The following is a 23,131-nucleotide window of genomic DNA, read 5'->3' on the forward strand; positions in this document are numbered from 1 at the left end:
GTGCAACTCAAGCAGGTAATCATTGCTTATAAAGCGCGGGATGCCCAGAGTAAACAATGGGCAGAACTCTGTGCTAAACAACTAGAAAGTCGCCAGTGCCATGTGTTGATGGGGCCTAGCGGGCCGAAAGACAACCCCTATCCAGTCTTTTTGGCTTCGGCGGTTCAACCAATCGATCTCGCTTTGGTACTCGGTGGCGATGGTACTGTTTTAACTAGTGCCAGACATTTAGCCCCAGTTGGCATCCCAATTCTGGGAGTGAATGTGGGAGGTCATCTGGGGTTTTTAACTGAGTCAGTGGAGGAGTTTCAGGATACGGAGAAAGTTTGGGATCGGCTGTTTGAGGATCGCTATGCTATCCAACGACGGATGATGTTACAAGCTGCTGTGTACGAAGGTCATGGGTCTAATTTGGAGCCAGTGAGTGAGCATTATCTGGCTTTAAATGAATTTTGTGTCAAACCCGCCTCCGCTGACCGGATGATTACTTCAATTCTGGAAATGGAAATCGACGGTGAGGTAGTCGATCAATATGTCGGGGATGGGATAATCATTGCCACTCCCACAGGTTCTACTGGTTACACCGTTTCTGCCAATGGGCCAATTATGCATGATGGTATGGAGGCGATTACTATCACTCCTATTTGTGCAATGAGCCTTTCTAGTCGCCCCCTGGTTTTACCCCCTGGTTCTGTAGTGAGTATTTGGCCTTTGGGGGATTACGATTTGAGTACCAAGCTGTGGACAGATGGGGTTTTGGGGACTTCAATTTGGCCAGGACACCGCGTTGATGTGCGGATGGCAGATTGTCGGGCTAAATTTATTATTTTGCGCGAGAACAATTCCTACTATCAGACGCTGCGAGAGAAGTTGCTTTGGGCAGGTACAAGGGTTCACTACAGCAATAATCACCGTAATTGATTAAGTCCTGTTAGAGTGCATTTACCGCAGATTGCGATCGCGTACCCGTCCACTATAGGCGATGTCTACGCAATGCCCAAAGCACATCGCAACCAAAATTATCCAAGCCCCTGGATTTATCCGGGGGCTTTCTGCCCTGATTTTGACTTTCTTTGCTGATTTGCATTTATAGCGGATATCAAAGGAAAATTTTGTATCTTATTGCCAGATTTTTGGGAAATTAATGTCGATAATAAAAGCACTCTACCCCTAATCCAAGAGAGTAAAAAAGCTCTCTAAAGGTTCTTTTATCGAAAACCGTCTCAATCACCCTTCGACACATTAATGCATAATGTGAGCTATTTGTATAGTGCCTAAATCCTAGTAGGATATTTTCGTAAATCTAAGTAGGAAGATAGATGGAAGTTTCTGGACGCAACATCAATTACTCACTGAATCCTCCTCTCCCTTTTGAAGATTTTCCCGTCCTTCAAACTGAAAAATATACCCTACGGCTAGCGTCAACTGAAGAAGAATTAGAATCAATTTTTCGGTTGCGGTTTGAAGTTTTTAATCTGGAACTAGGGTTGGGATTCTCTACTTCTAACTTTACCCAGATGGATATAGATAAGTTTGATGCAGTTTGCCATCATTTAATCCTGATCTCCAAACAAACGGGTAAAACCATTGGAACTTATCGGATGCAAACCTATACAATGGCTTCTCAAAGACTAGGCTTTGATGCTGCCGATATATTTAATCTTAATGCAATTCCCCATTCTGTGCTTCAGGCATCAGTTGAAGTTGGGCGTGCATGTATAGCTAAAGAATACCGTAACAGTCAGGCACTTTTACTGCTATGGAAAGGGTTAGCAAATTATCTCATCTGGAGTAGAAACCAATATTTCTTTGGCTGTGCATCATTACTAACACAATGTCCTTGGGAAGCTACTTATGCTTATAATTATTTTCAGCAGAATGGCTTGATGCATCCAAGTATTTTGGTTTATCCAAATTCACAATCTTGTCTAGAAATGCCTCAAGATTTTCCAGATTCATACAATGTTGAAATTCCCAAAATTTTGCAGGCATACTTGAATATTGGAGCTAAAATATGCAGTATTCCAGCTATTGACCGACACTTTAAGACTATTGATTTTTTAGCTATATCTAATACCAAAGACTTTGCTAGATGGCGTTACCAAATATTGTAAAAATTATCTTTTTACGTAATGGTGCTCAGTCGCGGTTACAGGAACAAAGTCTGCATACACGGACTGGAAGAATAGGAATATTTATGATATTTTACTCTACATCTATATTTTTGCTGGAAAAAAAAGGTCAGTTTTGCCGTATTTGATACAATCTTGTGCAATTGTTTTCATAGTTAATAGAAGAGAGGTATTTATTGTCAATATCTAAAATTAGATGACTCTCAATCCGCTTCGTTTAAGCTGCACAATCCTTAAAGATTCCCCTTTTTAAGGGGAAAATAGAGCCATTCTTAGCCTCACATTTTAAGGGGAATTGGGGAGATTGAGTCTTATCATAACCGTATTGGGACGACTTGGCGACTGTTGAAAAAACCCTTGTCCTATATCGGTACAAGCCCCTGTCTAAAGATTATGGAATACAAAAAAAGATTTGGCAAAAGACACGTAGTGCTAGATACAAGGTGTCCATATTTCAAGCTCCAATATTAGATATGGGGTTGTCCCAATAGTCCCAATAGTCCTCTTTGCTGACTGAATTATTTTAGACAAGTTATTAGGAAAACTACTTATGCACCATCTCAAATTTGCTCCGAGTTGGTTGCGATTTTTAATTATTTTCTTATTAGTGATAGGTATATTATTTCGCTTTTTTAACCTTGATAGCAAAGTTTATTGGCATGATGAAACTTATACCTCATTACGAATTTCTGGTTATACAATAACTGAAGTAAAACAGCAAATTTTTAATAATCGTGTCATTGCTGGAGAAAGTTTTGCCCAGTTTCAAGGTGCAAATCAACAAAAAAACTTAAATGACACAATCATGACTTTGGCAAAAGAAGATTCTCACCATCCACCGCTTTATTACATAATAGCCAGATTGTGGATGCAAATCTTTGGTAATTCGGTGACGGCGATTAGAAGTTTATCTGTATTCATCAGTTTACTAGTTTTCCCTTGTGTTTATTGGCTATGCCGAGAATTATTTAATGTGCCATTATCGGTTCCTGGTGTAGCCATGCCTGCGGCGGGCGTAGCGATCGCACTTATGGCAATTTCTCCAATTCACCTAGTATACGCTCAAGAAGCACAAGAATATATTCTCTGGTTAGTCACCATATTGCTATCTAGTGCATCTCTGCTGCGAGCAATGCGGCTGGAATCACAAGACAAAGATGAGCTAGTAAAAGAACGACAACGACCAGATTTATTCGCTATCTGGAGCATTTATGCAGTAACTTTAGCCATCAGTCTTTATACATTTCTTTGGAGTGGATTTGTAGCAGTTGCTCACGGAATTTATGTAATGAGCATCGCTAAATTTCAGTTGACGGCAACCGTCAGAACTTATCTGTTAGCATCACTGGTAGGTTTTTTAGCTTTCATGCCTTGGATAACAATTGTGATGGGCGACTTTTTTCAATTTTTGATTTCAGCAGATAAGATAACAACGCAATCATCTTTTGTGCCTATATTTGCATTTTTGCTGATGCAGTTGAGCCGGATTTTTTTTGATATAGACCTTAGTTTAGAAAATTTTTTAGGCTATTTAATTACACTATTATTTTTAACTTTAATAGGATATTCAATTTATTTTCTTTGTCAAACAACTAATTATAAAGTCTGGTTGTTTATCATCATATTAATTATAGTGCCAGCACTACCCTTAATACTGCCAGATTTAATTGCTGGGGGTATACGATCATCTAGCGAACCATATTTAATACCATCTTATTTAGGAATCCAAGTGGCTGTTGCTCACCTACTAGCTACGCAACTATATAATGGAAACGTGTCACGCCGGAGCATTTGGCACATAATCATGGCATTAGTAATTATTTGTGGTCTAATTTCTTATAAGGTGAGTTCCCAGGCAGAAACTTGGTGGAATAAGGGTATGAGCTATGGCAATCCACAAGTTGCCCAAATCATTAACCAAACGACTCGTCCACTTTTGATTAGTGATGCTTTGGGCGACAATTATGGGAATGTCTTTTCTCTGAGCTATCTTTTGGAACCAAAAGTGCGATTTCTGTTGGTGAACAACCAAAAAATTCCCAAAATTCCTGATGGGTTTGCTAATGTGTTTTTATTCAATCCTTCAGATACTTGGCGCGAAACAATCGAAAAAAAGTATAAAGTAAAGACAGATGTTGTTTACAGCGACAAATATTATTTGGTTTGGAAATTGAGTAAATTCTCTAAGTCGCGCCGACGTAATATCCCACATAATAATAAGTTATCTGCCAGTTGATAGCGTGGAAAGCTATACATTAGATGCTTCATGCAGATGGGCAGAACAACTGTTCATGAAAGTTATAATCTATTATAAAATATTCAAATACTTGCTTTATTAAAATAATCTAATAATCATAAAAATAAATATTAAACAGATTCTCATCTAAAATTAATTTAAGTAATAGAATAATATTTTATATTATCATTTGATATTAATTTAATGATTGCTTGAAAGGTGTTGTATGCAATTAACAGATTTTCTTGGTCTTTTACATCCAGCGATCGCAATTATATTCGTATTTCCACTCATCGGTACAGTGGTTAATTTTGCTTGGCAAACACGCCAACGCAGATTGCAAATTTTAGCCGGGAGTAAGAGCAAAATTCCTCCAGTGGTGGGTGGAGAACATAAGCAGTTAGGTGAAAGACTAACAAGTGCAGTTGTCGGACTAACTTTAATCGGATTAAGCTATCCTATTGGCAAAAATATTATCAAAAATCAATTGTGGAATAAAACACCTTTTAAAGCTGTTTTTATCGTGTTAATGTTTGCTGCTACTATCGCCTCTTTAGTATTTCTATATCGGGCAAAGCAGCGGTTGTGGCGGGCAGTTTTTGCAACTTTAACTGGTGCAGGTTTAGTAATTATAGGCTGTCAGGATGGAGTATATCGCCTGACGAATGAGTGGTATTGGTCACATTATTATATTGGCATTACCGCAGCATTGCTGATGATTTTTTCATTAGCAATTGTTCAAGATATTTATCAAGATAAGTCCAATCGCTGGCGCATCGTCCATACGATTTTAAACTGTATTGCTTTGTTGCTATTTATTGGACAAGGCATGACAGGAACGCGAGACTTATTAGAAATTCCTCTGAGTTGGCAAGAACCATATATTTATCAGTGTGATTTTGCTAATAAAACTTGTCCAACGCCAAATTCCCAAGCACCAAAGTGAACTAACCTGGATTTCTCACAAATGAGAAAAAACCATGTACAAAATCCTAATACAGTTCAGTTAAGCATTTTTTTTCTCTCTGTGCCTGGCCAGTTGCTACAACCGGGGGAACTCCCGCAACGCACTGGCTTCGCGAACTAATAGAAAATCAAGATTTTGAAACCCGTATGGTGCGCGGAGTGCAGCACAAGTACGATAGGCGGGTTTTGTTTGTGTAGACGCGGTTTCTTTCTAACCGCCTTTTTAACTGTGCATCCCTAGCACAAACATACAGAAATTCTGTGGTGGGACTAAAAGCCACTACAGAAGAAATTAAAACAATCAAATAATTAGAAAAAACTTGTCAGATTTACAAATTGGTTGTTTTTTTATGCAATATTATCTACAAGCCGATCGCGAATTGTTTTGAGTTGGTCTTGAGTCTTAATTGGCTCTCGCGGTGCTGGCAATTCGGTATTAGGCCAGTTAGGTAAATTATTGCAGGGGCATAACAATGTCGGCATCCCGACGTTTCGCGCTGCTACTGGCATACTACATCGGCTGCAAGGTAGCATCTCCCATGCTGGTGTCAACAGTTCAGCAATGGTTTCATGTGTACCCTCTAGGTAACAATCACCCGAATCGGGTAAGAGAATTTTTTGCCAGCACTCTTCAAATTCTTCACTATAGCGATCGCCATCTAGCACCAATTGGGGCAAAAAGCTTGCCTTACCGTTGGCCGTAATCAATTTCTTACCCAACTGAAACCAGTAGGCGAGGTATCCTCTAACTTCTTGTTTAGTTGCCATATTACAATTTTAGATTTTAGACTTTCCTGCGGAACGCTACGCGAACGACTTCGCTCAGTCGAACGATTTTAGATTTTGGATTAATTTGAATCAAGAGTTAAGAATCTTGACTCCTCACTCCTGCTTCCCCTCTATTTGGCAATGGCGAACCAAGGACGCCCAGATTGAGAACATGACCACCAGTAACTAAATAAACAGTTTCGCTGAACGCACTTAGCTGGCGCACCAAAGAACCCAGGCGATCGCGGAACGTCCTTCCAATGGGATAAGCTGGCACCACACCCCAGCCCACCTCTTCTGCTACAAACACCATATCAGCAGCAACAAGATCCACCGTTTCTAACAACTCTGTAAGGATATTTTCCCAGGTAGCTTCGTCTTGTTCTAAGAAATTAGCAACCCAAGTTCCTAAAGAATCAACTAAAAGACAGGTATAGGGTTTCGCATCAGCAAGGGTAGCAGACAGTTCCACAGGTACAGATAAAGTTACCCAGTCTTGGGGACGACGTTGTTGGTGTTCTAAAATACGTTGATGCCACTCTTGGTCATCTGGGTTATCGGTGGCTGTTGCTACGTAAACAACTGCTTTTCCTGACTGCATGGCCAGAGTTTCCGCCCATTCACTTTTACCAGATCGTGCTGGCCCTGTTACTAAGATGATTTTACCCAAAGTTGTTTCCTGAGTATCTTAACAATAAGTAGCTAGTACAGCGGGCGCGTAAATTCGGCTACTATTTCAATTAGCAAGACTTGGGGATTTTGCCCCAAGTTTAAGGTAGGCAAACTTTCACCACAGTGTACTAATTGCAATTTATCACCGCAGTTTTTACTTTGTGGGTGAGGTTTTTGGTTTCAAATAACTTTTAAGGGATAAAATTAGCACCAGCATCATTGATGTTACAACTGGCAAAAGCCGAAAATCCCAACAACCCCATTCTTAATTATTCAACACCATTGGGGACAGCAAACTTTAGGATGTCTTTATGAACGCAGGTTTAAAACGTATTGAAGCAACTCTACACGATTTAGGGAATCGCGGCACTGCCTCTGCCGCCGAAGCAGGTGATTCGACAAAACGACCTTTCTCTTTTAGGATCAGCGTCGGAGCCAACGAACCCACAGAAAGTACACAGACTCCATCCTCCCAGGATGGGGAACTTAATCCACAAGGACAAACAGTTGACCTCAGTGTAGATACTGAGAGCGATTATCCTCCTGAACAAAATTTCTTTCCTCACCATGACTCTGTGCAGACCTTTCAAGCACAAGAGAATGGTAGCAAAACACCCAGCCTACCCAAGTTGAAAACTCCGAGCTTTAGTAGCCATCGCCACGGAGCTAATCCAGCATTGGCGATGAATCTATTGCAAGAAATTCAGGAAAGTGTCGCCGATTGGCAAACAGAACTGCAAAATATCTTGGAGCAAATTCAGGATATTTACTTAGAAGGTCCAATTGTCAATGGCTGGTTAGAATCCAATCCCACCGAACCAGAACCGGGAGGAACTGCAACACTGCGCCATGCAGAAGTTGACCGCCTGATAAACTACGTAGAAGAAATTTGCGCCACTGGTGGGAAAGTATCTTATCAATCATCTATTACTGGCTATCGCCTCTGTGGTGTGGACGATGCTGGTAAAGTCTGGTCGCGCCCATGTCCAGCGGATCAGGTTGCCAATGTTAGCATGGCGATCGCACGTTACCAAAAGTTACGTCAACTGTTGGGGCGCAAGCAATCTTTGGAAACTCGTCTGAGTCAACTAGCCCAAACACTTGTAGTTTTACACAGTCATATTCAACAAACGTAAAGTTTTAAAGATTATTTCCGAAGAAACTCGGTTGGTAGATTGGTAATTTTTGGTTTAGATTGACTTTCAGTAGGTGTGCGGTGGATTTAAGATTTTTATCTAAAATCGTTCGACTGAGCGTAGCCGTACTATTTCATGGAAGCAAGCTACGCGTAGCGTTTCGCAGGAAAGTCTCAAATCTCAAATCCAAAATTAAATCTATGCCAGACACGCAAATCTCTGCCATTATCTGTACCCACAATCGAGATACCTATTTAGGGGCTGCAATAGATAGTCTTTTAGCGCAGGATTTTGCTGCTGACTTTGAGATTGTGGTAGTTGATAATGGGTCTAGCGATCGCACCCGTGAGGTTGTAGAACAAAGGGCCGACAATCCGCGTCTGAAGTATGTATTTGAACCCACCATCGGTTTATCTGTCGCCCGTAACACGGGTGCAAAAGTAGCCAGTGGTGATATTCTTGCTTATCTGGATGATGATGCCGTTGCCAGCCCTGGCTGGTTACAAGTTTTATATTTTGCCTATTACAATAATTCTAAACTAGCGATCGCAGGTGGCAAAGTCACTCTCCTATGGCCCCCAGGAATTCAACAACCACGCTGGCTATCTCCAGGGCTAGCTGCAAATCTGGGTGCATACGATTTGGGTGAGAGTAGCATTTACATCGAGCAACCTGGCTTAACACCTAGAGGCTTAAATTACTCCATCCGCCGCAGTTTCCTGAATGAAATTGGCGGTTTTGATCCTCATCTCGGTCGAGTAGGGAAAAATCTGTTATCAAATGAAGAACTGCAAATGACCGAATTTGCCCTACAACGTGCTTGGCAAGTCGCTTATCTTCCCGAAGCACTAGTCGCTCACAATGTTGCCCCAGAGCGCCTCCAACGCTCCTGGTTTTTAAACCGAGGTTGGTGGCAGGGTATTAGTGAATGCTATCGAGAACAACTCGCTGGTAAAGCTGGAATCGCTCAATTGCAGCGAGGTAGCGAACGGTTTGTGCGGGGCTTGTATAAGGCATTGCAATATTTTTCTGATCCAGCAGAACGGTTTGACAAACTTGTGTATGCTTACGGTCAGATTGGTTACTTAAATGCTGCTATTCAGGGTCTTTTATCCACATCAAATAAGAAATAACTAATAACATAATTTATACTTATATGCCATCTAAAATACCAGTTTCAGTACTAATTCCAGCAAAAAATGAACAAGTAAACTTGCCTGCTTGTCTCGCAAGTCTCATCAGAGCAGATGAAATATTTGTAGTAGATTCTCAAAGTAGCGACAAAAGTGTTGAAATTGCTAAAAGTCATGGTGTAAATGTCGTGCAATTTAGCTTCAATGGACGCTGGCCCAAAAAGAAAAATTGGTCTTTAGATAATCTACCGTTCCGCAACGAATGGGTGCTAATTGTAGATTGTGATGAGCGCATCACTCCTGAACTTTGGGAAGAAATTGACCAAGCAATTCAAAACAAGGAATATGCAGGTTATTATCTCAACCGCCGCGTATTTTTCTTAGGAAAATGGATTCGTTACGGTGGTAAATATCCCGATTGGAATCTACGTTTATTTCAGCATAAAAAAGGTCGCTACGAAAACCTACATACAGAAGATATTCCCAACACTGGTGACAATGAAGTTCACGAACATGTGATTTTGCAGGGCAAAGTTGAGTATCTCAAAAATGATATGCTCCATGAGGACTTCCGCGACCTTTACCACTGGTTAGAACGACACAACCGCTATTCAAACTGGGAAGCTAGTGTTTATCTTAATATTCTCACAGGTAAAGATAATAGCGGTACTATCGATGCCAATCTATTTGGTGATGCAGTCCAACGCAAGCGCTTTTTGAAAAAAGTGTGGGTACGCTTACCATTTAAACCCATTTTACGGTTTGTTTTATTTTATATTATTCAACGTGGTTTTTTGGATGGCAAAGCAGGATATATCTATGCACGCCTGTTGAGTCAATATGAATATCAAATTGGCGTTAAGCTTTACGAATTACGCAATTGTGGTGGTCACTTAAATACTGCAACTAGCTCAAAGGAAGGAGATGGGGAACAGGGAAGCAGGGGATCAGAAGGAAAGCTATTGACCATTGATTCCTGATAAATAACTAATGACTAATGACGCTTTCGTCGATTTACGCAAATATGACCAATCTTGGTTTGATCGGGGACGTCCAAGCTGGTATATTTTCTTATGGTGGTTTGTACAAGCGATCGCCTTTCCCCTGACTCCTCAACCGTTAAATATTCTGCGTTGTGCTTTGCTACGACTATTTGGCGCTAGGATCGGTAAAGGCGTATTAATTCGACCTACCGCCCGTTTTACCTACCCCTGGAAAGTTACCATCGGCAACTACAGTTGGATTGGAGATAACGTAGTTTTATACAGCCTCGATCAGATCCATATCGGTGAACACTGCGTAATTTCTCAAAAAAGCTACCTCTGTACTGGTAGTCATGATCTCCAAGACCCTGCCTTTGGGTTGAAAACAGCGAGTATCACTATTGACAATGGTGCATGGGTAGCAGCAGATTGTTTTGTTGGGCCGGGAGTGCAAATCGGGGCTAATGCTGTGATTGGCGCTCGTAGTAGTGTTTTTACTAATATGCCCTCTGGGCAGGTTTGTTGGGGAAGCCCTTGTTGTCCCAAGACGGTTCGGATAAAACTTGATCCCCCCACAAAACCTGTGATTTTATAAATAAACATAGTTAGGGCGCACAGCTAGCTGTGCGCCCTTAAATTTTCTACATATTTTATGCGGTTCTCAATTGCATGGAATACAGACCACTTGTAGGGGCACATCATTGCTTATATGTGTCAACTTAAGCAAAAACTCCTTTAAAATCTCGTTTCCAGCCTCTGGCTGGAAATGCAATTCATTGCGGCTCTGCCGCAAGTTAAGAGGCGGAGCCTCTGATTAGGCATTCCCAGTCTCAGACTGGGAACGAGACAAATCGCATTGGCTCCCCATGAGCAAGTGGCGTGGATTTAGGGGGAACTATAAGCGTTCGGTGTATACAAAAAACTTTTCAGACATCCTCTGAGGGAGATGAACGAGTCTCTAAGGTAGGATGAACGAGCTTCCAAGCCTCCCCTATATCCCTCAGCCTTCTGAATCCCCAAGCAAGACAGGAAGTAGCAGTGGTAATATATTTTCATGGCTGCTCTAATCCCTGCTATTGATGAACAAACTATTGGATGAAACGCTGTCAATCAAAATTGCTGAACTCATAAACAGCAGAGCTAGCACTCCGTTTGATAATGCTTACAAAGCAGTATTATCGACTGAGGGAGCAAGATATATTCAGGGATTTTTAGCTTTTGCTGGGAAGCCATACAGACCAATTGAACACAGTTGGATTGAGCTAGGTGAAGGCTCCGACGTAACCATCATCGATCCCACATTACCGCACCTGAACAAAAATCCCCAAGAACTTTGGTATTTTGCTGCACAAAGGCTGACTGTTAAAAAACTGAAAGCGATCATTGAAGAATCGAAAGAAGATTATCCAGAAGATGATCCATTGCCAATCTATGGTCATCCACCTTATGAATATTACGGTGATGTGATGTTGGGTGGTCAAGACTATTTAGCAGCATATCAAGCCGCAGAGGCTAAATGCAGAGAAATCAACGAACTCAACCCTGAAAGGAACTAAGGAGAGTGAATGAAATAATTCTTAATTACGAATTAGGTTAGCGCAGCTCTCTTCTCTACGAGAGGCTACGCCAACGAGTCCACGTCCCTTGCGTGTCTCGTAAAGAGCGTCCTTACAAATTATTTAATACGATTTCCCATCGCTGCCAAAGTATTCTCGATAGGCACAAATCTTGTCTCCACGCACATCCCAAGAAACTGCTAAACGATTTTTGTAAGGTTGTTCCAACAAACGTCCCTCATCCCGAAACTCAAAAACAACCGTTGTATCATTACTGGTACAACGGTCTAGGGTCAAAGTGAGTCCTCCTTTGAATGATTCAGAAACGTACTCGAAAAATTCTCTAGCTCGTTCTTTTCCCACATTTAACCCGTGAAATTTCCCCACCGGAAACCAAAGGGTAAAATCTTCTGTAAGCATATCTAGAAATGCTTGCCATTCCCCTGTTGCCAGACCATGTGTAAAATGCTCAAATGCTTGTTGAGCAACTTTTAAAGTATTTTCTGAATCTTGTGTCATTCTCACCCCCGACTGGATATAAACTAATACTGTGTTACTTAAAACCTCACCACCACTTTCCCACAATTCTGACCACTGAGGAGATATTCTACAGCGTCGGGTATTGATTCTATGCCTTGAAACTGTGTTGGGTCAACGGCAACTTTGAGTTTGTCTGTGTAGAACAGATTTAAGAGGCGATCGCGTGCCTCTGCTATATGTTCTTTATAATGAGGCATAAGAAAGCCTTTCACAGAAGCAGCTTTCCAAAATAGCTGGTGATAAATGCGTGGTTGTGTAATTTGTTCTACATTATTTGCGTATTCGGAGATAAAACCAACCACTACTAACCGTCCCCGCACTGCCAAGTTTTCAACACAGGTATCAAATATAGCTTTGCCTACACACTCAAAAATTAAATTAATCCCATTGGGGTATTCTTGCTTGAGGACTTGATTGAGGTTTTCTGTGCGATAGTTGATAATGCGATCGCACCCTAATTCTCTCAATAACTTTGCCTTCGCCTCAGAACTACAAGTACCAATGACATGATTACCAGCTAACTTTGCCAATTGCACTGCAATATGACCAGTTCCTCCTGCTGCTGCTGTCACTAAAACCACTTCATTACTTTTCATCTCCCCCACTTGTTCCAATGCCACCAATGCTGATACACCTGTAGGAATCAGGGTTAGAACTTCTGGTGTAGCTTCACGCACTTTGACTGCTAAGTTGGCATCAATAACCTGATATTCACGATAACCGCCGCCACGCGCTGTAGTTATGACAGCATCACCTATTTGAAAATCTTTAACATTTTCACCCATAGCCACAACTTTACCCACAGCTTCCACACCTAAATCAAAGGGAGGAATTAAGTTAACATAGGGAACATCACCACGACAAAGTAAAGTATCAAAGCCACCGTTAATGCCAGCAAATTTATTTTGAATTAAAAGTTGACTCTCAGTCGGTTTGGGAATAGGAATTTCTCCAATTTCAACAGCAAATTTAAAATCTTGATTTAGTTGCTTTGCTATTAACTTTCTGTAGTTTATTGCGTTCATATCTAAATCTTAGTTTTACCTTACTCCTCAATTATTAGTTTTAACGTAGATAGCAATCCGCTGTAATTCGTGAAAATCTCTATTAATTCTCTCTGTGGTTCGTTAGAAAAAATTATCACGAAGCCTTATGCTGTATTCATTTTTAATTTTTAATTTTTAATTTTTAATTCCGCCTTGCGGTACTAGTACAGCACGGCGTAAATAAGCAGACCATTGAAAAGCCCTAAAGAGCTTATTCCATAATACTTTTGACTTTTGACTTTTGACTTCCGCCTTGCGGTATTAGTCGCCCTTCTCAGATATCCTCTGGGCTTATAAAGCTTTATCCCACTTTAATTGATGAGCTAAATCATACTTGATAAAATCTTCTTCTTTAGCTTTATCGCTTTTACCAAAAACACCTAAGCTGTAAGGATTATCTTGCATACGTTGTGTGACTTGCTCTTTTTCAAATTGGATAACTTCCTCTCTGGGTTTATCCGGTTTAAAAAAGTCTACAACCAAGACAGTTCTGTCATAATTGGTGTAATTATGCGGACAGTGTGGATAGCTGTGATCTAAAACCAGAAATTTACCTTCATGCCAATAAAGCTGCTCATGGCATATTTTCATAGCCACATCGCCCTCTGGCACAATCAATCCTAGATAGCCACGATTCATATGAGGATTATAGTTCACATGTAGCTTGATATCCAAGCCTGGATGGAATGTACCAAAATACACATTTCTGAGTACACCATCATCGTTAAAGTTTACTTTTTCTATCACCTTAGCCAAATTTGGGAAATACTTCTTTCTTAATGCAAGTGCTTTTGCTGATGCATCATCTAACCCATAATCAGGATATTGTATTTGATGTGCTTGAATATATTCTTCAATAAATATACCTTGAAATAAAATACCAAAAGCAGTGTATTTTGCATTACCTTTCGTTTTAATCGTTTTATTTTTAGGGCCGAGAATCTCGTAAGTGAGTTTTAACTCTTCATTAGATGCATTATTAATAAAGCTTGTAAACTCATCTCTAATCACTTGCCAGCTATCTTGGAAACTTTTGAGAAAAGTAAATTTATTTGGGTCTATATGATACTCATTAAAACTTTCCATTGTCTTTTCTCCTGAAGATGATTTCATAAAAAACCGTTATATAATGATGGGATTTGGTCTTCGTCACGATTCGATGTTGGAATTCCTGACTAAACTCATTTTAGTGTGAGGTCTACTGTGTCTGAAAGTCCCGTATTAGATCAAATTATCAAAAATGTGCGCGTAGTTCGTCCCCATCAGGATGCGATATCTACGACGGGCTACGCCTACGCACTATTTGATTTAGGAATTAAGGATGGAAAATTTGCTCAGATTGCCCCTAATATTAGCCCAGACACAGCTAAAGAGGTATTTGATGGCAAAAACCTGCTAGGCTTTCCTGGGGTCGTGGATGCCCATATGCACATCGGTATCTATCAACCCCTCGACCAAGATGCTGTGACTGAAACCAAAGCAGCCGCGATGGGAGGTGTGACTACCAGCCTGAATTACATCCGTACAGGGCAGTATTATCTTAACAAAGGCGGCTCCTACCGCGATTTTTTTCCAGAGGTGTTAGCGTTATCCGCAGGTAATTTTTTTGTAGATTACAGCTATCACGTTGCACCTATAGCTAGCCAGCATATCGACGAAATACCTCTATTGTTTGAGGAACACGGTGTATCTTCGTTTAAAATCTTCATGTTTTATGGCGGTTATGGGTTGCATGGTTTGTCAGACCAGCAAAACCTCTTTTTGATGATTAACAAAGAGGAACGGTACGACTTCGCCCATTTTGAATTTATTATGCGCAGTATAACTCGCTTGATAGAAAAACATCCAGAGGCGCGAGATACTATCAGTTTGAGTTTGCATTGCGAAGTTGCAGAAATTCTCAACGCTTATACCAAAATAGTTGAAAATGATTCTAGCCTTGGCGGATTACATGCTTATAGTGCAGCGCGTCCTCCTCATTCTGAAGGTTTAGCAATTTGCATTGCTTCTTATTTGGCACATGAGACTAACTGTGCAAATATCAATTTGTTGCATCTGAGTTCGCGTAAAGCAATGGAAGCAGCTTTGACTATGCAAACTGCTTTTCCCCATATCAATTTTCGGCGAGAAGTTACTGTTGGACATTTGCTATTAGATGTCGATACCCCTAATGGTACTTGGGCAAAAGTCAACCCTCCTATTCGTCCTCGTGCCGATGTGGAATACTTATGGAAAGCAGTACTCAACAATCAAGTAGATTGGATAGTTAGTGACCACGCTTGCTGTTCTGCTGAACAAAAAAGAAGTGCTAAAGACCCGAATAATATTTGGTTAGCAAAATCTGGTTTTGGCGGTACAGAATATTTATTTTCTGGTGTATTTAGTGAAGGTAGCAAACGGGGGATGTCTTACAACCACATGGCTAAGTTGCTATCTTGGAACCCATCCCGGCGCTTTGGTTTGTTAGAAAAAGGTGATATTGCTGTTGGCTATGATGCTGATTTGGTGTTGGTAGACCCGAATGAAAGCTTTGTGGTACGTGCGGCTGAGTCGGAGTCACAACAAGGTTATACACCGTTTGAAGGAGTAGAGTTAACTGGGCGGGTGAAGAGTACCTTTTTGCGCGGAAATTTGATTTACAACAATGGAGAGGTTCTAGGTTCACCTATTGGGCGCTATTTAAAAAGACCTTCTAGTAATCCACACGGAAACCTTGCTGCTTAAAAACCTATGTGTCTTGAGGTGCATATGACAAAACTGTTGCAACTTGTGATAAATCTCTATCAACTCTGACAAAGAACAAGCCACCATCATCCGTGATATGTCTAGGAACAGTGCTAAAACTAGAACAATAGGCAAGGTGATCCTTTACAAATCGGTAATTTCCTATATCACAGTATCCAACTAAACAGTAAGACTCTTCATTATAAGATTGAATCATTGGATACATACTGTCGTAATGTGGCAAGATGGCAAGCAGCCATACTCCACCCCCGTTACTATCTTTCCTTAACCATTTCTTACTTGCTTTCAGAAATTGAACTGTATCAGTTTTGCCCCACGGTAGTAATTTGCTATCCAATGCTGGGATGAATTCGTGTAACCTAGCATCTGGATGATCTTTTAGTGCTTTTTTATATTCAAGAAAACCGTTCTCCATCCAGAGGATTTCAACTTCTTCACCGCCTAACACTTTCCAAGGACCTACTCTCACGCCTGCGGGGATAAAGGAGTAACCATGCTTGCTTAGTTGCCATTCACCTAGTTGGATTGCACCCCTCAGTACAAATATCTCTAAATCGGCAGTAAAGAAGCCAGACGGTACTTCAAATTCAGGTAGTAGCACTACTCTTGAAGTGGATGCACCACAGTCATGCCAAGTCAGCAATCGACTTCTTCCAGGTGCTACATTCTCTGGCATTCCGGGCACTCGCCACCCGTTTTCTTCTTGTACAGTATTTATGTCAAAGAACTGATATTGGCGAGGTACGTATTCTTTGGAGATGGCTGTGCGTCTCCCTGATAGGTTCATGCACCCTCTTCCGTCTCCACCCCAATCTTCCTTAACAGGCGCTATATGCAAAAAATCACCAGTTTCTTGTTCGGGTGCAGAGTTGTATTTATTTTCCATTTAACTTATTAAGCGAATTATCTTTTTTGTGCTACAGTCTGTAGCCATTCAATTAAAGGTCTTAAGGTTCCTGGCAATGCTGCTTCACTGACAGTCACTGTATGCTGCTTACCGTTATCTTCTACTGTCAACTTATACTGAAAGCGATCGCTCTGGGGATTTGGCGAAGTAATTTGTTCAGGTAGTCTAAATAAATCAGCAGCTTCCACTAGGCAAGAAAGTGTGGCGGCTTCATTTGGCGGGAGAGTGTCTGTATCAACGGTTGTTTTCTTGGTAATCCCAGCAAAGCCACCCGTGCGTTCAAAGGATATCCGCATTTTTTTGCTCTCCGTTGTGCTACTTAATTAGGAGAAATACGAAGACTGGAAAATGATAGTTTTCACCTCCCAGTTTAGCAACAACAAACAACACATCTAAAAGTAAAGTTAAGAGTTAAGAGTTAGGAGTTAGAAGTTAAGAAAAAACTCCTTACTCCTTACTCCTAACTCTTAATAACTCCCACCTTTTGCCAAGCGCTCTGCACAGCTTTCTGCTCATCACTCCCATCACCGTAGAGTTCGCCAGCAACTTGAATGGTGACGTTGGCAGCTTTTTTGAAATCTGCTTTAGCACTCAGGCGATCGCGTAAAGCTATGTACCATATTTTACCAACTTTTTCCCAGGCATAGCCTCCAATTTCCACAGCCGCTAGATAAAAAGCATAGTTAGGAATTCCTGAGTTGATATGCACCCCGCCGTTATCATCAGAACCAGTATATTTATCTTTCACATGGGCTGGTTGCGGATCTTTACCCAGTACTGGATCATCGTATGCTGTTCCCGGTGCTTTCATTGAGCGCAGGGCAATACCTTTGACAGTGGGTGCCAAAAGACCTTCGCCAATCAGCCAATCAGCCTCTTGTGCAGTTTGATTTTTGGTCTTTTGTTTCACGAGGGAACCAAAGACATCAGAAAAGGATTCATTCAGTGCCCCTGGTTCGCCATAATACTGTAAACCCGCTTCATACTGGGTTACACCATGAGTTAGCTCATGCCCAATCACATCAATTGACTTCGTGAAGCCTTGAAACAGTTCTCCGTCCCCATCACCATAAACCATTTGGTCACCGTTCCAAAAGGCGTTGTCATATTTGACGCCATAATGCACAGTGGAGTCTAAACGCAGTCCTTTGTCATCAATCGAATTGCGATCAAATATCTCATGAAACAAGTCATAAGTAGCACCAGCAGCATCATAGGCTTCATTCACTGCTGTATCACTGCTAGGAGGATCGCCCTCAGCACGCACCAATGTGCCGGGGAGTTGCTGCCCATTTTTAACATCGTAAATAGTGCGGCGCTTCTCACCCGGAGAAGGTGCAAATGAGACATTACCTATGACATTTCTCCGTCCCAGAAATTGTGCCGAAACATTTAATGTATGAAAAGCCCAACTCCGCTGCTGGGGGTTGCCATTCACCGCTACATTTTCCAGCATGTGGGGCGGAACAATACAACAAATGGGGCACCTAGAGGCAAGTGGATGCTCATACTTAAACCTAGCTGATTTCTTTTTATTTCGAGCCATCCAAGATATTCTCCTTTTAAAACTAAGTGATGGCAAACAGTGGCTTTCACTGCACTGGAGAAAAAAGCAGAAAAACGAATGCAAATCGCGTCTTCCTGGTTTCTTTTCTGAAGAAAATTTTCTCCTTTGTATTTTCAGATAGGTGTGTGGAGGATTGATAGTACCCGTAAGGGTACTTCTGATGTGTAAATATTGCATAAAAATACAAGGATAGCTTCGATACCGCAAGTTTCAGCTAAAATCCTTGCATGAGTTAGCAAGACCTCCTTTACAGACCTAACACGTTTATATATTAGTTCTGATCAAGGGAAATAATCTTATTTATTACTGTTTTGTTACCATAAGGCTGCTAATTCTATAAATACCGATTGGGGACAGCTAAATCCCAAATCTAGGCATCCAAAACCTCAAATTTTCATAGCCAGCCACCAAACAGCGCCAGACGATAATATTTCCAAGGCACTGTAACTATCTTAAATCCAGCTTTGGTCAATATTTCTAAATGAGCATCCAAGGTAGCTAGCTGGTTTTGACTGGAGTAACCTGGGGTGCTGCTGGTGCCAAGCTTCGCGCGAATATTTGTTAAATTAGTTCCCTGTTGAACTGACTATTCTTCTCGTGCTACTTTTTGACGCTCCCACCCCTTCAAGGAGTGGGATTCTTGTTTCATCCAGCCAACTTGTCTAGAGGAGTTTATGTGGACTAGAAGTTACTTCTGTGGCACTGCTGGAGACGCATCAAACGAGACGATCTAATTCTAAAATACGCCGACTTGGGCAAAGTAGACACCGGGTAATTCCCTCCAATATCTCATCGGATCTGGGTAACAGTTGGCGAATACCAGTGTCAAAATCAGCAGTGTTGGCAAATACCTCTCCAAGATATAGCTGTTGCATGGGGATTAGAACAAATACACACACTAATCAATATTAATCATCCATCATTACTGAGATCCGCGTTACATCGTAGGAGTAACTTTTAGTATTAAAAAATATTCACTCAATATACTTTTAGCAGAATACATTTGTCGCATTTTATGTTATGTATCAGCAAGTTATCTCTCAATTTAAGCTGAAATCCCATGATTTTGAACAAAAAAGCCAATTTAACTCTTTTTTAAGATTTGTAAAGATAAAATTGCTCATGTATTGAGTTAAACTGATATGTATAATTAGTAACTCTGATAAATTAAAATTTTTGGTTTTCAAAAGTTACTGAACTTTGGTATATTAAATACTGAACAGAAAGTTAACTCAATCAAATTAGAAGTCCACTGCCATTCTAAGTAAAACAGAGTGTAGCAAGTTTAGCGATAAAAGGTTCGAGACTAATGCTAAAAAACAGCGAACTGAAGGTTAATCAGGGCTGTAATCTCAAATGGAAGCCCGGAGATAAACTATTTATCCAGTTTTCTCTATTAGAAATTTTGCGAATTAAAACAGTTGTAAAACCTCTATATCTATAGATGGATATAACATAGTTCATCGTGAAGTTAATCTGCATTCAGGTGAATTTACTATAAGTCAATACTGGAGTTAATCTAAATTAAGGTTAACTTGCTGAATTTAGGTCAACAATCCCAAAAGAGCGCAAGTGTCATGCCTATATTTTTGAATGGGACTAGTTGATTAGTCTTGAGGCGACCTCGAATAAGAGGATAACAGAAATTTAGCTAAATAACGGTGTTAATTAGTAACATCGTTTGCTAATAGTAATAAGCTTTTATTGAGAAAGCTTGCTTTAGGGTGGCAAAAGTTTTCGGTGTTTATAAGCCTCATTTTTTATTGCCATACATCAGGGTGAGTCTAAAATTTTGCCTGAATTTTCACAAATTTTTCAATTAGATCAAGGTTAACAGCAATGAATAATGTTCAAGCATCGTTTCAAGCAACGGAAGCTGAGTTTCGCGTAGAAGGTTACGAAAAAATTGAGTTTAATCTTGTCTATGTCAACGGTGCATTTGATATCAATAACAGAGAAATTGCAGACAGCTATAAAAAATTTGGTCGCTGTCTAACTGTGATTGATGCGAATGTCAATCGACTATATGGGAAGCAAATCAAGTCATATTTTAGACACTATGACATTGATTTAACTGTAGTTCCGATTGTGATTACTGAGCCAGCTAAAAACCTTGCAACCTTTGAAAAAATTGTTGATGCTTTTTCTGACTTTGGCTTAATCCGCAAGGAACCAGTCTTAGTAGTGGGTGGTGGTTTAATCACTGATGTAGCTGGGTTTGCGTGTGCTGCTTACCGTCGCAAGAGTAACTACATTCGCGTTCCGACAACACTGATTGGTTTGATTGATGCAGGTGTGGCGATTAAGGTTGCAGTCAACCATCACAAGTTTAAAAATCGCTTGGGTGCATATCATGCTCCTTTGAAAGTTATCCTTGATTTCTCCTTTTTGCAAACATTACCAACGGCTCAAGTTCGTAATGGGATGGCAGAGTTAGTCAAAATTGCTGTTGTTGCTAACTCTGAAGTATTTGAATTGCTGTATGAGTATGGCGAAGAACTGCTTTCCACTCACTTTGGATATGTGAATGGCACAAGTGAACTGAAAGCGATCGCTCACAAACTCAATTACGAGGCAATTAAAACTATGCTGGAGTTAGAAACTCCTAACTTGCATGAATTAGACCTTGATCGCGTCATTGCCTACGGTCATACTTGGAGTCCAACCTTAGAATTAGCTCCGATGATACCCCTGTATCATGGTCATGCAGTCAATATAGACATGGCTTTATCTGCAACCATTGCAGCAAGACGTGGCTACATTACACCTGAAGAACGCGATCGCATTCTCAGCTTGATGAATCGTATAGGTTTATCAATAGATCATCCTTTACTAGATGGGGATTTGCTCTGGTATGCTACCCAGTGTATTAGCTTGACGCGAGATGGCAAACAACGCGCAGCTATGCCGAAACCCATTGGTGAGTGCTTTTTTGTCAACGATTTTACCCGTGAAGAATTAAATGCAGCTTTAGCTGAACACAAAAATCTGTGTGCTACATACCCTCGTGGTGGAGATGGGATTGACGCTTACATAGATACTCAAGAAGAATCCAAACTATTGGGAGTGTGAAAACATGACCAGTATTTTAGGACGAGATACTGCTAGACCGATAACGCCACACAGCATTCTGGTGGCGCAGTTACAGAAAATCCTCAGAATAGCAGAGGAAAGTAATATCCCTTTAGAGATATTGACATCTCTGCGCCAAGGGTTGCAATTGGCGGCGGGTTTAGATCCTTACCTGGATGATTGCACTACCCCCGAATCGACAGCATTGACAGCACTAGCGCAGAAAACCAGCAAAGAAGACTGGAGTAAACGCTTTAGTGATGGTGAAACAGTGCGTCAACTAGAGCAGGAAATGCTCTCAGGACATCTTGAAGGACAGACACTGAAGATGTTTGTGCATATGACCAAGGCCAAAACCGTTCTAGAAGTGGGAATGTTCACAGGATATTCAGCTTTGGCGATGGCAGAAGCATTACCAGATGATGGACGACTGATTGCTTGTGAGGTAGATTCTTATGTTGCCGAATTTGCCCAAACTTGCTTTCAGGAATCTCCCCACGGCGACAAGATTGTTGTAGAAGTGGCACCTGCTCTACAAACACTCCACAAGCTGGCGGCGGCACAAGAATCATTTGATCTGATCTTCATTGATGCCGATAAAAAGGAGTATGTAGAGTACTTCAAAGTTATTTTGGATACTCACTTACTAGCTACCGATGGGTTAATCTGCGTAGATAATACTTTGTTGCAGGGACAAGTTTACTTACCATCTGAACAGCGGACTGCCAATGGCGAGGCGATCGCTCAATTCAACCGTATTGTCACCGCAGATCCTCGTGTAGAGCAAGTTCTGTTACCCATACGAGATGGTCTGACTTTAATTAGACGCTTAGTGTAAGAGGTGCAAAGAATTGGGGTAGTTCTCAATTCAAAGCATCAGAAAAAGGCGATTTTATCGCGGTTCTCATTTGGATGCAATATCCAATAGGGGCGTACAGTGTCAACCTAGAGCTAGGGCGAATAGAATTCGCGGCTATACAAACTCTCGTTTGCCTCCGTGGAGTAAGGAAAAATTGAGGGTTTGTAAACCCACGCAGGTGGGTAAAATTTGTGTAGACGCGGTTTCTAACCGCCGTAACGTTGAATTGACACCAATGTACAGCTGTATGCCCCTACAAAAGACCGCATTCCCCGCAAAGGAATAAAATTAGTTTATGTACCCGTATGCACCCCTGTAGCTAGTTATTACGACTCTTTGGCAAAGTCTGCACTATCAGAATACTGTGAGGTTTTCCACTTCGATGCTGATATAACCAAGATGCTGGATGTAATCCTCGCACCCATTCGGCAATTACAATGTTCTAGAATCACCCAGTGCAGAAGCCTATCTTGGTAAAACTCCTCTACCTGCACCCCTAGAACCATTAACTAATAGCAAGCCTACTTACTGGATATATCACGAAATCTGGCGATTGACTGAGATTCATTCTAGAAAACAATTGCAAACTTGGTTGAAGAACTTAGTCCGAGGCACAGATACCGTCTATCGCATGGATGATCCTCTACCATTTTTAACTTTGCACCATTGTAAGCTTTTTGGCTATTTTTGCATAAGTTATAAGCTTATCTCTATCAATTCAAAAACAAAGTCCAATATTGCTGAAAGGTTGATGAAGTCGTCAGGCTAGGTATAATTATGTGGAATTGGGGTTTCAAACTCAAATTCCACAAC

Annotated in this window: 20 protein-coding genes and 1 pseudogene; 13 read left to right on the forward strand and 8 right to left on the reverse strand. The window is 40.9% G+C overall.

From position 1 onward, the window contains the following. From V7K35_RS00510 to V7K35_RS00525, 4 genes are all read left to right on the forward strand, one after another. Positions 1-921: an NAD(+) kinase gene (locus V7K35_RS00510; RefSeq protein WP_335075478.1), complete on the forward strand. Its 921-nt coding sequence runs from the start codon at positions 1-3 to the stop codon at positions 919-921. Positions 922-1,319: 398 nt separating this feature from the next. Further along, positions 1,320-2,114 carry a GNAT family N-acetyltransferase gene (locus tag V7K35_RS00515; RefSeq protein WP_334797422.1) on the forward strand — a complete coding sequence of 265 codons (795 nt, stop codon included), beginning with the start codon at positions 1,320-1,322 and terminating at the stop codon, positions 2,112-2,114. 568 nt (positions 2,115-2,682) lie between these two features. Beyond that, the gene (locus tag V7K35_RS00520; protein WP_335075480.1) at positions 2,683-4,368 is read left to right on the forward strand and encodes a glycosyltransferase family 39 protein; all 1,686 of its coding nucleotides are present in this window, start codon (positions 2,683-2,685) and stop codon (positions 4,366-4,368) included. A gap of 226 nt (positions 4,369-4,594) precedes the next feature. Next, positions 4,595-5,314 (forward strand): DUF4079 domain-containing protein, encoded by a 720-nt coding sequence (locus V7K35_RS00525; protein WP_335075482.1) that lies wholly within the window; start codon positions 4,595-4,597, stop codon positions 5,312-5,314. 368 nt (positions 5,315-5,682) lie between these two features. On the opposite strand, the gene V7K35_RS00530 is transcribed toward V7K35_RS00525, so the two are convergent. Both V7K35_RS00530 and cobU read right to left on the reverse strand, forming a co-directional pair. Further along, the gene (locus V7K35_RS00530; RefSeq protein ID WP_335075484.1) at positions 5,683-6,102 is read right to left on the reverse strand and encodes a hypothetical protein; all 420 of its coding nucleotides are present in this window, start codon (positions 6,100-6,102) and stop codon (positions 5,683-5,685) included. A gap of 97 nt (positions 6,103-6,199) precedes the next feature. Continuing rightward, complete coding sequence (gene cobU / locus V7K35_RS00535) at positions 6,200-6,772, reverse strand: bifunctional adenosylcobinamide kinase/adenosylcobinamide-phosphate guanylyltransferase (protein WP_335075486.1); 573 nt, start codon at positions 6,770-6,772, stop codon at positions 6,200-6,202. A 313-nt stretch (positions 6,773-7,085) separates the two neighbouring features. On the opposite strand from cobU, the gene V7K35_RS00540 reads away from it, so the two are divergent. The 5 genes from V7K35_RS00540 (at position 7,086) to V7K35_RS00560 (ending at position 11,582) form a co-directional block, all read left to right on the forward strand. Then, entirely contained in the window at positions 7,086-7,910 is an 825-nt protein-coding gene (locus V7K35_RS00540; protein ID WP_335075488.1) for a hypothetical protein, read from the forward strand. 200 nt (positions 7,911-8,110) lie between these two features. Further along, a complete protein-coding gene (locus V7K35_RS00545) occupies positions 8,111-9,043 on the forward strand; it encodes a glycosyltransferase family A protein (protein WP_335075490.1) in 933 nt (310 codons plus the stop codon). Positions 9,044-9,066: 23 nt separating this feature from the next. After that, the gene (locus tag V7K35_RS00550; RefSeq protein WP_334797430.1) at positions 9,067-10,023 is read left to right on the forward strand and encodes a glycosyltransferase family 2 protein; all 957 of its coding nucleotides are present in this window, start codon (positions 9,067-9,069) and stop codon (positions 10,021-10,023) included. A 10-nt stretch (positions 10,024-10,033) separates the two neighbouring features. Continuing rightward, positions 10,034-10,621, forward strand: coding sequence for a hormogonium polysaccharide biosynthesis acetyltransferase HpsU (hpsU, locus tag V7K35_RS00555; RefSeq protein WP_335075492.1), 588 nt, complete (start codon positions 10,034-10,036; stop codon positions 10,619-10,621). A 484-nt stretch (positions 10,622-11,105) separates the two neighbouring features. Then, complete coding sequence (locus V7K35_RS00560; protein WP_334797433.1) at positions 11,106-11,582, forward strand: hypothetical protein; 477 nt, start codon at positions 11,106-11,108, stop codon at positions 11,580-11,582. A gap of 123 nt (positions 11,583-11,705) precedes the next feature. Here V7K35_RS00560 and V7K35_RS00565 read toward each other — a convergent pair whose 3' ends face one another. From V7K35_RS00565 to V7K35_RS00575, 3 genes are all read right to left on the reverse strand, one after another. Further along, positions 11,706-12,101, reverse strand: a complete 396-nt coding sequence (locus V7K35_RS00565; protein WP_335075494.1) for a nuclear transport factor 2 family protein — start codon at positions 12,099-12,101, stop codon at positions 11,706-11,708. A 38-nt stretch (positions 12,102-12,139) separates the two neighbouring features. Further along, positions 12,140-13,147, reverse strand: coding sequence for a zinc-binding dehydrogenase (locus V7K35_RS00570; protein WP_335075496.1), 1,008 nt, complete (start codon positions 13,145-13,147; stop codon positions 12,140-12,142). 312 nt (positions 13,148-13,459) lie between these two features. Beyond that, on the reverse strand, positions 13,460-14,254 hold the full coding sequence (locus V7K35_RS00575; protein ID WP_335075562.1) for an aspartyl/asparaginyl beta-hydroxylase domain-containing protein: 795 nt from the start codon (positions 14,252-14,254) through the stop codon (positions 13,460-13,462). A 117-nt stretch (positions 14,255-14,371) separates the two neighbouring features. Here V7K35_RS00575 and V7K35_RS00580 point away from each other — a divergent pair, with 117 nt between their 5' ends. After that, positions 14,372-15,892, forward strand: coding sequence for an amidohydrolase family protein (locus V7K35_RS00580; RefSeq protein ID WP_335075498.1), 1,521 nt, complete (start codon positions 14,372-14,374; stop codon positions 15,890-15,892). Between the two features lie 4 nt (positions 15,893-15,896). Here V7K35_RS00580 and V7K35_RS00585 read toward each other — a convergent pair whose 3' ends face one another. The 3 genes from V7K35_RS00585 to V7K35_RS00595 all read right to left on the reverse strand — a co-directional run bounded on the left by V7K35_RS00585 (position 15,897) and on the right by V7K35_RS00595 (position 18,366). After that, the gene (locus V7K35_RS00585; RefSeq protein WP_335075500.1) at positions 15,897-16,799 is read right to left on the reverse strand and encodes a DUF4437 domain-containing protein; all 903 of its coding nucleotides are present in this window, start codon (positions 16,797-16,799) and stop codon (positions 15,897-15,899) included. A gap of 17 nt (positions 16,800-16,816) precedes the next feature. Then, positions 16,817-17,116 (reverse strand): protealysin inhibitor emfourin, encoded by a 300-nt coding sequence (locus V7K35_RS00590; RefSeq protein WP_335075502.1) that lies wholly within the window; start codon positions 17,114-17,116, stop codon positions 16,817-16,819. A gap of 164 nt (positions 17,117-17,280) precedes the next feature. Further along, positions 17,281-18,366, reverse strand: a complete 1,086-nt coding sequence (locus V7K35_RS00595) for a M4 family metallopeptidase (protein ID WP_335075504.1) — start codon at positions 18,364-18,366, stop codon at positions 17,281-17,283. A gap of 1,860 nt (positions 18,367-20,226) precedes the next feature. On the opposite strand from V7K35_RS00595, the gene V7K35_RS00605 reads away from it, so the two are divergent. The 3 genes and pseudogenes from V7K35_RS00605 to V7K35_RS00615 all read left to right on the forward strand — a co-directional run. Continuing rightward, complete coding sequence (locus V7K35_RS00605) at positions 20,227-21,459, forward strand: sedoheptulose 7-phosphate cyclase (protein ID WP_335075506.1); 1,233 nt, start codon at positions 20,227-20,229, stop codon at positions 21,457-21,459. Positions 21,460-21,463: 4 nt separating this feature from the next. After that, positions 21,464-22,297 (forward strand): O-methyltransferase, encoded by an 834-nt coding sequence (locus V7K35_RS00610; protein WP_335075508.1) that lies wholly within the window; start codon positions 21,464-21,466, stop codon positions 22,295-22,297. Positions 22,298-22,725: 428 nt separating this feature from the next. Beyond that, positions 22,726-22,994 (forward strand): annotated as a pseudogene (locus V7K35_RS00615) (ATP-grasp enzyme); the annotation flags it as partial. Positions 22,995-23,131: the final 137 nt, after the last annotated feature.

The organism is Nostoc sp., from assembly GCF_036917275.1.
GTDB lineage: Bacteria > Cyanobacteriota > Cyanobacteriia > Cyanobacteriales > Nostocaceae > Nostoc.

Bases quoted from the DNA above. Each gene is read 5' to 3' on its own strand.
- V7K35_RS00565 (WP_335075494.1), bottom strand. From the start codon at position 12,101: ATGACACAAGATTCAGAAAATACTTTAAAAGTTGCTCAACAAGCATTT.
- V7K35_RS00525 (WP_335075482.1), top strand. From the start codon at position 4,595: ATGCAATTAACAGATTTTCTTGGTCTTTTACATCCAGCGATCGCAATT.
- V7K35_RS00575 (WP_335075562.1), bottom strand. From the start codon at position 14,254: ATGGAAAGTTTTAATGAGTATCATATAGACCCAAATAAATTTACTTTT.
- V7K35_RS00540 (WP_335075488.1), top strand. From the start codon at position 7,086: ATGAACGCAGGTTTAAAACGTATTGAAGCAACTCTACACGATTTAGGG.
- V7K35_RS00610 (WP_335075508.1), top strand. From the start codon at position 21,464: ATGACCAGTATTTTAGGACGAGATACTGCTAGACCGATAACGCCACAC.
- V7K35_RS00560 (WP_334797433.1), top strand. From the start codon at position 11,106: ATGAACAAACTATTGGATGAAACGCTGTCAATCAAAATTGCTGAACTC.
- V7K35_RS00515 (WP_334797422.1), top strand. From the start codon at position 1,320: ATGGAAGTTTCTGGACGCAACATCAATTACTCACTGAATCCTCCTCTC.
- V7K35_RS00585 (WP_335075500.1), bottom strand. From the start codon at position 16,799: ATGGAAAATAAATACAACTCTGCACCCGAACAAGAAACTGGTGATTTT.
- V7K35_RS00595 (WP_335075504.1), bottom strand. From the start codon at position 18,366: ATGGCTCGAAATAAAAAGAAATCAGCTAGGTTTAAGTATGAGCATCCA.
- V7K35_RS00570 (WP_335075496.1), bottom strand. From the start codon at position 13,147: ATGAACGCAATAAACTACAGAAAGTTAATAGCAAAGCAACTAAATCAA.
- V7K35_RS00520 (WP_335075480.1), top strand. From the start codon at position 2,683: ATGCACCATCTCAAATTTGCTCCGAGTTGGTTGCGATTTTTAATTATT.
- V7K35_RS00530 (WP_335075484.1), bottom strand. From the start codon at position 6,102: ATGGCAACTAAACAAGAAGTTAGAGGATACCTCGCCTACTGGTTTCAG.
- V7K35_RS00590 (WP_335075502.1), bottom strand. From the start codon at position 17,116: ATGCGGATATCCTTTGAACGCACGGGTGGCTTTGCTGGGATTACCAAG.
- V7K35_RS00545 (WP_335075490.1), top strand. From the start codon at position 8,111: ATGCCAGACACGCAAATCTCTGCCATTATCTGTACCCACAATCGAGAT.
- V7K35_RS00605 (WP_335075506.1), top strand. From the start codon at position 20,227: ATGAATAATGTTCAAGCATCGTTTCAAGCAACGGAAGCTGAGTTTCGC.
- hpsU (WP_335075492.1), top strand. From the start codon at position 10,034: ATGACTAATGACGCTTTCGTCGATTTACGCAAATATGACCAATCTTGG.
- V7K35_RS00550 (WP_334797430.1), top strand. From the start codon at position 9,067: ATGCCATCTAAAATACCAGTTTCAGTACTAATTCCAGCAAAAAATGAA.